The organism is Rhodococcus sp. FH8, from assembly GCF_019266085.1.
In the GTDB taxonomy this organism is placed as follows: Bacteria; Actinomycetota; Actinomycetes; order Mycobacteriales; family Mycobacteriaceae; genus Rhodococcus_F; species Rhodococcus_F qingshengii.
Genome location: NZ_LPNQ01000068.1, coordinates 55,805 through 68,184 on the forward strand (window position 1 = coordinate 55,805; position 12,380 = coordinate 68,184).

Annotated in this window: 11 protein-coding genes and 1 pseudogene; 6 read left to right on the forward strand and 6 right to left on the reverse strand. The window is 63.0% G+C overall.

What is annotated here, in order from left to right; genetic code table 11:
* Positions 1-30: 30 nt before the first annotated feature.
* The gene (locus ATN38_RS17965; RefSeq protein WP_003944610.1) at positions 31-747 is read left to right on the forward strand and encodes a TIGR02206 family membrane protein; all 717 of its coding nucleotides are present in this window, start codon (positions 31-33) and stop codon (positions 745-747) included.
* 443 nt (positions 748-1,190) lie between these two features.
* On the opposite strand, the gene ATN38_RS17970 is transcribed toward ATN38_RS17965, so the two are convergent.
* Complete coding sequence (locus ATN38_RS17970; protein ID WP_037131630.1) at positions 1,191-2,072, reverse strand: metalloregulator ArsR/SmtB family transcription factor; 882 nt, start codon at positions 2,070-2,072, stop codon at positions 1,191-1,193.
* A 99-nt stretch (positions 2,073-2,171) separates the two neighbouring features.
* Here ATN38_RS17970 and ATN38_RS17975 point away from each other — a divergent pair, with 99 nt between their 5' ends.
* Both ATN38_RS17975 and ATN38_RS17980 read left to right on the forward strand, forming a co-directional pair.
* Complete coding sequence (locus tag ATN38_RS17975; protein ID WP_003944612.1) at positions 2,172-3,524, forward strand: NAD(P)-binding domain-containing protein; 1,353 nt, start codon at positions 2,172-2,174, stop codon at positions 3,522-3,524.
* 10 nt (positions 3,525-3,534) lie between these two features.
* Complete coding sequence (locus tag ATN38_RS17980; RefSeq protein ID WP_218748310.1) at positions 3,535-4,767, forward strand: MFS transporter; 1,233 nt, start codon at positions 3,535-3,537, stop codon at positions 4,765-4,767.
* A 340-nt stretch (positions 4,768-5,107) separates the two neighbouring features.
* Here the strand turns inward: ATN38_RS17980 and ATN38_RS17985 are convergent, their stop codons facing one another.
* The 3 genes from ATN38_RS17985 to ATN38_RS17995 all read right to left on the reverse strand — a co-directional run bounded on the left by ATN38_RS17985 (position 5,108) and on the right by ATN38_RS17995 (position 6,651).
* Positions 5,108-5,797, reverse strand: a complete 690-nt coding sequence (locus ATN38_RS17985; RefSeq protein WP_218748311.1) for a hypothetical protein — start codon at positions 5,795-5,797, stop codon at positions 5,108-5,110.
* A gap of 171 nt (positions 5,798-5,968) precedes the next feature.
* A complete protein-coding gene (locus ATN38_RS17990) occupies positions 5,969-6,145 on the reverse strand; it encodes a helix-turn-helix domain-containing protein (RefSeq protein ID WP_256931950.1) in 177 nt (58 codons plus the stop codon).
* A 116-nt stretch (positions 6,146-6,261) separates the two neighbouring features.
* Positions 6,262-6,651: a heavy metal-responsive transcriptional regulator gene (locus tag ATN38_RS17995; protein WP_218748312.1), complete on the reverse strand. Its 390-nt coding sequence runs from the start codon at positions 6,649-6,651 to the stop codon at positions 6,262-6,264.
* A gap of 105 nt (positions 6,652-6,756) precedes the next feature.
* Here ATN38_RS17995 and merA point away from each other — a divergent pair, with 105 nt between their 5' ends.
* Positions 6,757-8,181, forward strand: a complete 1,425-nt coding sequence (gene merA / locus ATN38_RS18000; RefSeq protein WP_218748313.1) for a mercury(II) reductase — start codon at positions 6,757-6,759, stop codon at positions 8,179-8,181.
* Positions 8,182-8,215: 34 nt separating this feature from the next.
* On the forward strand, positions 8,216-8,830 hold the full coding sequence (gene merB, locus ATN38_RS18005) for an organomercurial lyase MerB (RefSeq protein ID WP_218748314.1): 615 nt from the start codon (positions 8,216-8,218) through the stop codon (positions 8,828-8,830).
* Positions 8,831-8,847: 17 nt separating this feature from the next.
* Here merB and ATN38_RS33100 read toward each other — a convergent pair.
* Positions 8,848-9,457, reverse strand: a pseudogene (locus ATN38_RS33100) (Mu transposase C-terminal domain-containing protein); the annotation flags it as partial.
* Between the two features lie 1,171 nt (positions 9,458-10,628).
* A complete protein-coding gene (locus ATN38_RS18015; protein WP_308256279.1) occupies positions 10,629-10,955 on the reverse strand; it encodes a metal-sensitive transcriptional regulator in 327 nt (108 codons plus the stop codon).
* Between the two features lie 523 nt (positions 10,956-11,478).
* Between ATN38_RS18015 and ATN38_RS18020 the strand changes: the two genes are divergently transcribed.
* On the forward strand, positions 11,479-12,324 hold the full coding sequence (locus tag ATN38_RS18020; protein ID WP_218748315.1) for a F510_1955 family glycosylhydrolase: 846 nt from the start codon (positions 11,479-11,481) through the stop codon (positions 12,322-12,324).
* The last annotated feature ends 56 nt before the right edge of the window (positions 12,325-12,380 follow it).

A 12,380-nucleotide genomic window follows, 5' to 3' on the forward strand; every position in this document is an offset into this window, starting at 1 on the left:
GCGTTCGGCGGCGCTGAGGAAGTGAGAGATGTGTATTCTGCACAACCCGAGTTCTCGGCGTACGGCCCATCGCATTGGGCAGCCATCGCTCTGTTTGTCGCGGGTTCGGTGTTTCTGATCTGGGCGGGACGTAGACAGACCGAAGCGCAAGCTCGCCACCTCAGCCGCGCCCTCGGCGGAATACTGGCGGTGATATACGGCTCGGCGGTGCTCTACTCGCTGTCCTCACCCACGCTAGGAGGATCCGTACCCTTACAACTCACCGATCTCGCGACAGTGTCCGCGATCTACGCATTGTGGTCGCACCGACATTGGCCGTTCGCCCTCACCTACTACTGGGGGCTTGTATTGAGTACGCAGGCGTTGATTTCACCGGCTCTGGCCGGGCCCGACTTCCCCGGTTACGAGTTTCTTGCCTTCTGGGCGATTCACCTGTTTGTCGTCTGGGCCGCGATCTATCTCACGTGGGGCCGGAGAATGCGACCTACATGGCGCAGCTACCGCTTCGCGGTACTGGTCACGCTGACATGGGCGATAGTCACTTTCATCTTCAATCGCATCGCCGATACCAATTACGGCTTTCTCAACGCCAAACCTTCCACCGCATCGCTGCTGGACCTGATGGGTCCGTGGCCGGTGTATCTGTTTTCTGGGATGACAATCGTATTCATCATCTGGGCTCTGATGACGTGGCCGTGGGAGAGAGACGGAATTCTCGACAAGGACGCCGCGCAACCCGTGGTCTAGCCGTCCTCGCTCGACCTCCGCACCCCTGGCATGGACCGACCGCTTTTCAGCAACAATCTGCACAGTCCTGCCCAATCGAGCTACCGGGCAGCCGAGTGACAGGCAAGCGAGAGCAGCAGATGTGATACTCAACCGGCATGTAGATGCAGGCGGCGTTGCACACTCCGATCGGCGACTCGCGAAGACTTTCAGTTTCACCCGCTCCAGTTCGTCTGCACGTACATCCCCGACGGTGACCGCTCTGCTGTGAAGCCGCTGATCCCGAGCCCTCAAGAACTCACTGCAGGAGGACGTGACACCAGCCCACGAATAATTTGCCAGTTACAGCGGGAATCACGTCTCAGCAGATTCACTCTGCACTCGAGCTAAGGGGTTGCTTCGAGTTGCTGATCACATATGGCGGATCGATTGCCGAAAAATGCTTCGATTGGCGGTTCAGAAAATCAGGAATCCGCTGCCGTTCGGCGTTCGAGCAGGACTGTGTCGCGCCAGATCCCGTCGAGTTGGGCGATCTTCTCGCGGATCCCGATGGTGCGGAACCCTGCCGAGTGATGCAGGGAGACGGAGGCGCGATTTTCAGGGAAGATCGACGTCTGCAGGGTCCAGAGCCCATCCGCGTCCGCTGCCATGACTTGCTTGCGTAGCAACGCTTTTCCGACACCTCGCCCGCGCATCCCGTCGGCGACATAGACGGAATTTTCGGCGACTCCGCGGTAGCAGTCCCGCCCGGAGGTCGAACTCAGGGCAGCCCAGCCGACGACGACATCGTCGATGGTGGCGACCCAGCGATGATTCGGCAGCCACTGCGCATCGAGATACTCCCGGCTGGGGACTTCGGTGGTGAAAGTGGCGTTGCGCGTGGCGATCCCTTCGCCGTAGATCCGCAGAACGGCGTCCCAGTCGTCATCGGACATGACCCGGACGGCGACATCGTCAGGAAGATCGCTCGGGCAGCACGGCCGCGGCGCGAGAACTCCCATCACGATGTCGGCGGCCTGCGGCAACGCGACGCAGCACGTCGGATTCATCGCGACAACGGTGCTGGTCCCCTCTTTGCGCAGGCTGACGAATCCCACATCGGCGAGCTTACGTACATGGTGGGAGACCGTGGGCTGCCCGATCCCCAACGCCTCGGCGAGAGCCCCGATCGTGATGCCGCCAGCAGCGCTCGCGACGCGGTGCAGCAGCCGCACCCGCATCGGTTCGGCCAGGCACGCGAACCACTGCGCGTAGGTGTCGGCGTCAGCTTGCTCGAGCACATTCGAGTCGACCGCACCTGGGTCCGAATCGCCGACGCGCACCGTCGGGGTCTGCAGCGATGTCATGCACACACTATATCGACCTTCGTCGATGGTTGCATTCATCGACTGATATCGATACAGTTCGAATTAAAGATCGATCATTGTCGATGAAAGGAATTTGTGATGACCGAACTACCCGTTGTCGTGATCGGAGCTGGACCGATCGGCCTCGCCGCCGCCGCGCAACTGCGCGAACGAGGACTCACGCCGCTGGTGCTTGAGCGAGGCGCCGTCGCCGGTACGGCGATCGCCGAATGGAATCACGTCCGGCTCTTCTCCCGCTGGTCCGAACTCGTCGATCCCGCCGCGCAGTGTCTGCTCGAGCAGAACGGGTGGAGCGCTCCCGACGTAGATGCGTACCCGACCGGACAGCAGTGGCGTCAGCTCTACCTCGAACCCCTCGCCGCCGCCCTCGGTGATGCGGTGCAGTTCGACACCGAGGTGATCGGCGTCGCCCGACGTGGCCGCGACCTGGTCGTCGACGCCGGCCGCGATACCGAACCTCTCTCCATCCACCTGCGCCGCGCCGACGGCAGCGAAGACCGCGTCTTCGCCCAGGCCGTCGTCGATGCTTCCGGCACCTGGGGCACCCCGAACCCGCTCGGCGGGGAAGGACTGCCCGCCCTCGGCGAGAGGGCTGCCGCTGCCGCGATCACCTACCGTGTGCCCGACCTCGACGACGAGGCGATCCGTGCCCAGTTCGCCGGGAAACACACCGTCATCGCAGGCAGCGGCCATTCCGCACTGACTGCCATCGTCGCGCTAGCCGGACTCGAAAAGCAAGCCCCCGGTACGCGCATCACGTGGGCTGTTCGCCGCGGGGCTATCGGTTCCGCGTTCGGCGGCGGTGAGTCGGACGAGCTGCCCGCTCGCGGCGCACTCGGACTCCGCGCGAAGAAGGCTGTCGACGACGGACTTCTCACCGTGGTCACCGGTTTCCGCACCGCCGCCGTCGAATCCGCCGACAATGGTCAGCTCGCACTGGTCTCCGATGCCGGCACCCGGATCGAGAACGTCGACAACGTCGTCACCTTGACCGGATTCCGCCCCGACTTGTCGTGGCTGTCGGAAATCCGACTCGGCCTCGACCCCGTGCTGCAGGCCCCGACACAGTTGGCGCCTCTGATCGACCCGAACGTCCACTCCTGCGGCACGGTCTATCCGCACGGCGCGAAAGAACTTCGCCATCCCGAACCGGGTATGTACCTGGCGGGGATGAAGAGCTACGGCCGCGCGCCGACGTTCCTGGCGATGACCGGGTACGAGCAGGTACGCAGCATCGCCGCCGAACTCGCCGGCGATCACGAGGCCGCCGCCCGGGTGGAGTTGATCCTCCCGGAAACCGGAGTCTGCGGCGGCGCTGGTGTTTTCGACGAACCCGATACCGCGGAATCCGAGGGTGGCTGCTGCGCCGCACCTGCTCCGGAGCTGATCTCGCTGTCCAGTCCCTCCGGCAGTTCCAACTCCTGCGGATAGGGCACAGCCGATGACGACCATCGAAGATCCGCCTCGCCCCGTCAGCCTCGATCCGTCGGGGCTGCGGCGGGTCCTGGTGGCGCTGTGTCTGACCGAAATCACCAGCTGGGGGATTCTGTACTACGCGTTTCCCGTTCTGTCGGTAGCCATTTCCCGCGATACCGGATGGTCGAGCGCTGTGATCGTGGCGGCGTTCTCGGTCAGCCAACTCGCCGCCGCCGCCGTCGGCATACCGGTGGGACGGATCCTCGATCGCCACGGGCCCCGCTGGATCATGACCGCCGGATCCGTCCTCGCTGTACCCGCACTGGTGCTCATCGCGACAGCTCACACCCTCCCACTGTTTTTCGCAGGGTGGGTGTTCGCCGGAATCGCGATGGGCGCGGTGCTGTATCCACCGGCATTCGCCGCACTGACCCGCTGGTACGGAGACAACTACGTCAAAGCACTGATGATTCTCACCCTCGCTGCGGGACTGGCCAGCACGGTGTTCGCGCCACTGTCTGTCGCTCTGGCCGATCGTTTCGATTGGCGCACAACCTACCTGGTGCTCGCCGCCATACTGGCTGTGATCACCATCCCCGGACATATCTGGGGGTTGCGGGGCGGGTGGCCCGACCCCATCCGGCTGCCCCATGCCCAGCCCGGCGACTATCACCGCACCTCCCGCAGCCTCGCCTTTCTTGCTCTGATCGTCGCCCTCGCTGCAGCCGCCTTCGCCGCATCCGCCGGCGTCTTCAACCTCGTACCGCTACTGATCGAACGCGGATTCAGTCCCAGCCTCGCCGCACTCACGCTCGGGTTGGGCGGCGCCGGTCAGGTCATCGGCCGCATCTTCTACCTACCTCTCGCAGCGAAGACCAGTGTCCGCGTGCGCACGGTATCGGTCATCGTCGTTGCCGGTCTGAGCACCGCGTGGTTAGGTCTGGCGAGCTCGGCGGCGGCGTTGATCGGCATCGCCGTCGGCGCCGGACTGGTCCGCGGCATCTTCACCCTGATCCAGGCCACCGCCATCACCGACCGGTGGGGCGGCGAACACTACGGACGGCTCAACGGACTGATGTCTGCACCGGTCGTCATCGTCATGGCACTGGCACCATGGGCGGGCACTGCGCTCTCCACCTGGACCGGAAGCTACGCCCACGCCTACCTCGTCCTCGGAGTAATTGCCGTCGTGGCCGCCGCGATCAGCGCAGCTAGCATCCCCTCAAGCAACACCATTGCCCCTCCGATCAGCTCCTGACCGAAAGACATTCTCATGACGCACCACGGAAATGATCCTGGTCAGTGTCAGCCGGAATCGCCGACGAAGCCCCCTTTCCCGACCTGGGGAGACCTGCCGCTCGCAATAACACCGGCTTAGTAGGCGCCGACAAGTTTCCCCCGGTACCTGTTCTTTGCCCTAAATGGGTTCAGACCAGTGACTTCCCACTCCAAGATTCCAGCCAGGATGTTTTTCGCCGCTGAGCGTGTTAACTTATATGTGAGCAAGGAACCGGTCCTCTGGGTGCGAGCCCCGACAGCTGGTCTGGCCCTCGGTGTAGCTACGGCAGCCGGGGGCTGCTCTGTATCTGCGGGCTGACTCAGTCCACAGGCTCAATGAAGTAAGTCTGACTCTCGATAATGTCGAAAAACTTGCTGGTCTCGTCCGTGTGCGTAATCGTCCGACGGTATGCCGACGACACCACATCGGGCAGCCACAACAGTCGCTCGAACTTCGGTGAGGTCTGCAGCAGTCGCGTGTTACGTGGGATCTTCTGCTCGGAGACAAGCTCCTTGTGGTTCTTTTGATCCTTGCTGCGGAAATTCGATTGGTTACGCTCCTCCAACACCAGTAATTCGACGGGGTCCCACTTCTCCGCGACACCGGTAGCCAACTCAATTGCCAGGCCTCGATAGCAGGCACGCCTTGCAATCTCTGCGTCGTGGTCTTCTTCGTCAACAGGTACTTTATATGCGATTACGCATGCCTCGAACCCCTCCGCCAGGTACTCGAGCATGTCACGGGTCTTGCCTCTGCCGGTTTCGTCGAGCAACGCTTGAGTGGTGTGCCACCATGTGCTTTCCGCAATTTTTTCTAGGCCTGCCCTGAGATCTTCCATCGCCTCAGGCTGCACGACAACGGCCGTGAACACGTAGAAGGTATTGGACGTGGTGACGTCAATATTCGGAGCTTGATATGACTCGTCAAGGTAGGCAACGGGTCCGGATATCCGCCGGTATGCCTCTGCGACGATGTCGCCCTTCGCTTTGTCTGCTTGTCCGAATCCCACTGATCAATCCTAGAGTTCCCCTCCGACCGAACTTGGCAGCGGCTTACAGACGATCCCCTCCGCGAATCAAAAGCGGATTCGATGGCGCGGCTGCAAGGTTCGACTCGGTGTTCACTGCAGCAATCGAATCCGAGCAGCGACCATACCTGCGTTTAGTCGAATACTATTATTTCACTGCATATTTCGGTAAAGGGTGCTCCTTGCTACGCCCAAGACTTCTGCGATTTCGCTCATAGGGACGCCGTCTCCGCGCATCTTGTTCGCCTGACGCTTCTTTGCGGCTGTCAGCGACGAGGGTCGGCCACCGATACGGCCTCGATCGCGGGCTGCGGAGAGTCCTGCTGTCATTTTCAGAAGCCGCCTGCACGAATATCGGAAGTCGACTGCGCTATCCCCTATGAAGCATCGAGCGAGCCAACTGCGGCCGGTCGCGCCATGACTCCCGTAAATCCCAGGGTCCTGGATCAGATGTAGCGGCAGACCTGGTCGGCAGAGCAAATGCTCGGCTCTGCTTTGCTCGCGTTCTCGTGGAGTTGGGAGATGGTCTCCCTGAGAACGAGAAGCTCGGCGATCTGGGCGTCGAGCTCGTCGAGCCGCTCGCCCAGCAGGCTCTGCACGTGTGAACACGGCGTTTGCCCGCGTTCGCGGATCTCCAGGATCTGCCGGATTTGGGCGAGGGTCAGCCCGGCGGCCTGGCCCCGGTGGATGAACCCGACCTGGCCCACCGCGTCGTCGGTGTAGTCCCGGTAGCCCGAGGCCAGTCGCTCGGCGGGGGTGAGGAGCCCGGACTCCTCGTAGAACCGCAAGGTCTTCGTCGTGGTGCCGGTCGCCTCCGCGAGTTGCCCGATTCTCATGTGCACCCAAGCCCCCTCCGTGATCGCCAGACTTGACATTCCATCGTACTGGAAGGTTCATAATGGCGGACAGGAATCCCTGAGCCACGACGAAGAGGTGTCTGAATGAGCAGCGAGCAGTTCGATCTGGCGATCATCGGCTCCGGGGGCGGGGCCTTCGCGGCCGCGCTCCGGGCCACAGGACTGGGCAAGCGCGTCGTGATGGTGGAGCGCAGCACCGTGGGCGGGACATGCGTGAACACCGGATGCGTTCCGTCGAAGGCGCTTTTGGCTGCCGCGGAGGCCCGCCACGTGGCGTTGGACTCGACCCGCTTTCCCGGGGTTGTGGCCTCGGCGGGCCCGGTGGACATGCCGGCCTTGATTGAAGGTAAGGCCACGCTAGTGGAAAGCATGCGCACGGAAAAGTACGTCGATCTGGCCGCTAACTACGGGTGGACCATGATCGACGGCGAGGCGTCGTTCACCGGAACCCCGGATGCGCCGCTGCTCCAGGTCATCTCGCCCGGCGGCGCGGTACGGACGATCGAGGCCGAGCACTACCTCGTGGCCACCGGCTCAGCCCCCCACGTGCCGCCCATTCCCGGACTGGACAAGGCGGGCTACCTGACCTCGACGACGGCGATGGAACTGGACGAAGTGCCCGAGACATTGCTGGTCCTGGGCGGGGGCTATGTTGCCCTGGAAATGGCGCAGCTTTTCTCCCGGCTGGGCTCCCGGGTGACGATGCTGGTCCGTTCCCGGCTGGCCTCGCAGGAGGAGCCAGAGGCATCCAAGGCGCTGGCCGGGGTATTCGCCGACGAGGGGATCAGGGTGGTCCGGCGGGCCACGGCCGACTCCGTGGCCTCGGACCCGGACGGGGTCTCGGTGACGGCAAGCGTGGCCGGCGGAAAGGAAACGTTCCGGGCCGACCGGCTGCTGGTTGCCGTGGGCCGTCGGCCCGTGACCGAGGGACTGGACCTTGACTCGGTCGGGGTGAAGACCGGTGCCACGGGCGAGATAGTGGTCGACTCCGGCTTGGCCACGTCCAATCCGCGCATCTGGGCCGCCGGGGACGTGACCGGCCACCGCGAGTTCGTGTACGTCGCTGCGGCCCACGGCGCGATGGCCGTGGATAATGCATTCATCGACGCAGGGGCAGAGGTCGACTACCGGCACCTACCGAGGGTTACCTTCACCAGTCCCGCCCTCGGTTCGGTCGGGATGACGGAGAAGGAAGCCGTCGCTGCCGGGATCCGTTGTGATTGCCGGGTCCTGCCCCTGGAGTATGTCCCGCGGGCCCTCGTCAACCGCGACACCCGCGGTTTCATCAAGGTGGTCGCCGAGCTCGGTACCGGACGGATCCTGGGCATCTCCGCGGTGGCCAGGGATGCCGGGGAGATCGCAGCCGCCGGCGTCTACATCCTCGAGGCGGGGATGACCACCGCGCAGGTCGCCGCCGCGTGGAGCCCCTATCTCACGATGGCCGAGGGCATCCGGATCGCCTGCAAGGCGTTCACCACCGATGTCGCCAAGCTCTCCTGCTGCGCTTGAGCTCGTGGCCCTGCTGCTGAAACCAAGGAGTTAGATGACCGCCATCGACGAGAAAACCCTCGCGTATCTGCTGTCCCTCTCCAGGTCGGGGCTCGAGCCGAGCCTGTTTGTGCCGCTCCTGCGGCTGCTGGCCGAGGGGGAGCCCGTCACCGTCGCCGAGCTGGCCACCGCCAGCGGACAGCCCGAGGACGCGGTCCGGCGGGGACTGTCCGCCGTCCCCGACACCGAGTATGACGATGACGGCCGCGTCCTCGGCCTGGCCCTGACGCTGCGGCCCACGCCGCATCGCTTCACTGTGGCAGGGCGGCAGCTCTACACGTGGTGCGCGCTGGACACCCTCTTCTTCCCGTCGCTCATCGGGAAGGCCGCGACGATCGAGTCGACCTCCCCGGGCGGCGGGACCGTTGTCCGGGTGACGACGGGTGCAGACGGCACGATCACGTCCGTGCAGCCCGACACCGCAGTTCTATCCCTCTTGATCCCCGAGGACGAGGGGCCGGTGCGGTCCTCGTTCTGCAACCAGGTGCACTACTTCGCCTCCCACGAGGAGGCCCGGCCGTGGTTGGACACGCACCCCGACGGCGAAGTCCTGGACATCGAGGCTGCGCATCGGGTCGGCGCCGCCATCGCGGCCTCGATGCTGGCGTAGACCGCCACCGCTGATCCGTACTCGGCCCAGCCGGGACACAGCACCCAGATCCTGATGATATCGCGGGGGTCTCGCCGGATGAGGAACCGGTCGAGACTCCCGCGCCGGCTGATCCAGGGCTTGAGCGCGTTGGCGAAATAGTGGACATGGTCGATGACGAAGCCCGGTGCGGGTCAGCGTGCACCGCACGACGGGGAGAAAGTCCACTAAGAACGCTGTCGGGTTGGCCGTCGTCGCGGGCAGTCCGGTCGCCGCGACGGCGTCGGCCCAGCGGCCTGCCGGGGTCTGACCCAAAGTGGAGTGGATCGTGCCGTGGTAGTTCGCCACAGCCAGGGCCAGCCATCGCTCCAGCTCCTGAAGGGTCAATGCCGCCAGCTTCTCGGAGTCGTACTGGCCGCGCTCGACCGGACTCGAGAACGTCGTCCCAGGTAGTTCGTGAATCGTGCGCATCGCCGTGCCGATGACGCGTTCGACGATCCCGCCGTAGTGCGGGCGGCCAGGAGGCCGATACCCCAGCTCGATACCGTGCTGCTCACAGCCGCGTGTGAGGGCCTCGCTCTTGAACTCCCGCGCGTTGTCGACATAGAGCGACCGGGGTTTTCCGCTCATCGGCCACGCCGCTTCCACACCGATCCTCTATCACCGAATCGCAAGAATGCGTTCTGCAATGCCTTCGTTCAAGGGGTCGAGGAGAGAATCCTGAACACGGAAGCGAATTAACACAACCAAGGCGAGGAGTTCACTCACGATAACGGCCGTCATCACCCACGCCGATTTTATCGCGAACAAGCTCGACGGCCATTTCGGTGCGCCCGTATCTTTCGCGGTGCGGATGAACCCCTCGCCTGCATCATCCGGTGGATGATCCCTTGGCAGACTTCACCCTCCGATTCGGATATCTATGTCCTGTCGACAAGGCTCGGTGTCCAGCGAGTGCAGAGCGTTGATCGTTGACATAGCCGTCCCGACATACCGGGCTACGGATTGGGAGGACGGGTTGTACGATCGCCTCGTCGGGGCGGCCCTGAGCCGGGTACTCGTTTAGTTTTTCCCTTGCACAGCAGTTGATTCCGATAATGAGCATCACGTGCCGCTTGAAGTGCTCAGCCCACGACACCGTTTGTGGGGCACCTCGTCCACGCGGCCGGTCTGCACCGCGTTTCCTCACAACCACTCCGCCACTCAGTCGCTGTAGCACTCTCCCACCGCTGATGTCTCAGCCGCCGGCCGCGTGGTAACTATCACCAACGGCCAACGGTTCTGTGCCATCGCCACGCAACCTGCCTACGAGTGGCAGAGCGGGAAACACGTCGCCCCGGACGCGCGCCGTCGAGCAACCTGGCTCTATAACAAGGAGCGCAGTCCGCGTGCTCGGTAGCCCATTCAGTGCGCCACAACCAGATTGGCGAACGCTGGTCGCTACCGTCTCCCGCGCTTTGGACGGACTGCCGTTGGCGTGAGCGTGGCAGCAGCGACGACCGCCCCAATGAGCGCGATGACGGCGGCGATACCGAACCCGAAACTCCAGCCCGCCACCGTGGCCGCGATGGGGGCTTCCGGGGCACAGCATATTCCATGCTTGCGTAAACTTTGAAACATCAAGACTCATAAGCGTCGGAGCCCGCACGTCGACCTCCGACAGGGCAGACCGCACGAAGAATATCGCGCGCCCTCGCCCGCATTCAAAAACATGATCCGACCGCAATTACGTTCTACGCAAATGAGTTTCGATAAACCGGGGTCGATATACTGCAACACCGCCTAGGAGATCGTTATCAGAAATCAGATGGAAGAGTCCTTACGAATTCACGAGTCGTCTGATCGCTTCGGCGACCTCCCTGATCTTGGTGTCGGATTCGGTGCCACCTGTTGCGACGGCATCGATGACACAATGACCGAGATGGTCTTCGAGCAATCCCAGAGCCACCGCATGCAGCGCTTTTGTCATCGCCGATATTTGGGTAAGGATGTCAATGCAGCACCTTTCTTCTTCGACCATTCGCTGCAGCCCTCGCGACTGGCCCTCGATGCGTTTGAGGCGCTTGATGTACGAGTCTTTTGCATTGATGTATCCGTGGGTCGCATAGTCGCGACGGTCTGGATCAACCGGATTGGTTGTGCCCACAAGATTCCCCTAGTGCTCGTCCCCGCAAATGGGTCAGAGGCAAAATCGCGTCGCCTCCGCAGTGGGCGGCAATCGATTTGGGCCTGTCCCTGGCTACGGTGTAATGCAGCAAACGGCACACACACGAAGGCACGTCGAGCAACCGCCCCTGGAAGGGCGCTTCGACAACTGCATGATCCTTCCGGATAAGTGACACACAAGAAGCGTTCTCAGTCTTTTCTGCCAGCCGAGCTAGGCAGTGCGGCTGCACCCGTCCTGTGTTCAATTCTTCCTGCCAGCGCCGGTTCCGCCGGCTCACCATGATGCTCGGTAATCCTGTCGACTGCTCCCGGGACAGGGTCAATTGTACCCCCCGGCCGTATCAGAGCAAGGGGTTCGACGGTGAGCATTCCCAGGGCAGTAGAGCACTACTGGGGGGTGAAAGCAGTCAGCCGACGTTCTCATCTACTATTCGTCTTAGTAGATGCGGTACCGGTCACCCGGAAGTGTTGCCGCCCCTTCGAGTACAGAACGAGACACCCAGATGCCCAATAATCGTCGTGCGCGAACGTCCCGAATTATGGGGATCGTCGGCGCCGCTCTCGTCGCCACCTCTCTCTCGGCTTGTTCAACGCAGGTAAGCGACGACAAGGCCGGCCAGTCAATCGCCCCGTCCATACCAGGCGTGGAACTCGCACCCGAACTTGATCATCTGCACGGGTTGCATATCAAGGCCGACGGCACCATCTTGGCAGGTACGCATCGCGGACTGTTCGCTATCGGAGATTCGGGCGACACAGTGCGAGTGGGTGATTCCGACGACGATTTGATGGGGTTGGCGGGTGTGACAGGCAGTGACACGCTCTTTTCCTCAGGGCACCCGGGACCGTCCACCAGTACCGCAGCCAACCCACTTGGCCTACGCGCCAGCAACGACGGCGGCCGAACCTGGATGGATAGCTCGCTCGCGGGACAAGTCGACTTTCATTCTCTGGCTACAGATGGCAAGACACTCGTCGGCTTCGACGGGGCCAGTGGTGTCACGGTGTCGAAGGATCAGGGAAGGTCGTGGGAATCCGGCGCTGCCCTGGGTGTGGCATCCCTCGCTCTCACCGACAGTGGGACATGGGCTGTCACCTCGTCAGGGCTGCAGTACAGCAGCGACGACGGGCGCACCTTCACAGAGGTCGCTGGAGCGCCGTCCATGGTGCTGATCGCGGGCTCCTCGGATGCACTGTGGGGAGTTGATCAAGATGGATTCGCCTGGCGGAGCAGGGAGGGAAAAGGCTGGGAGAAGCGCGCTAAGGTCGGAGCAGTCGAAGCGTTGACTGCGGCGAGTTACGACAGCGCGTACGCGGCGACTTCCCAGTCTCTGTATGCCTTGAGCTGACCTGAACATGTCGTTGTTCGTTCGAATGTTCCAGAGCATCATACTTGTGCTCGTTG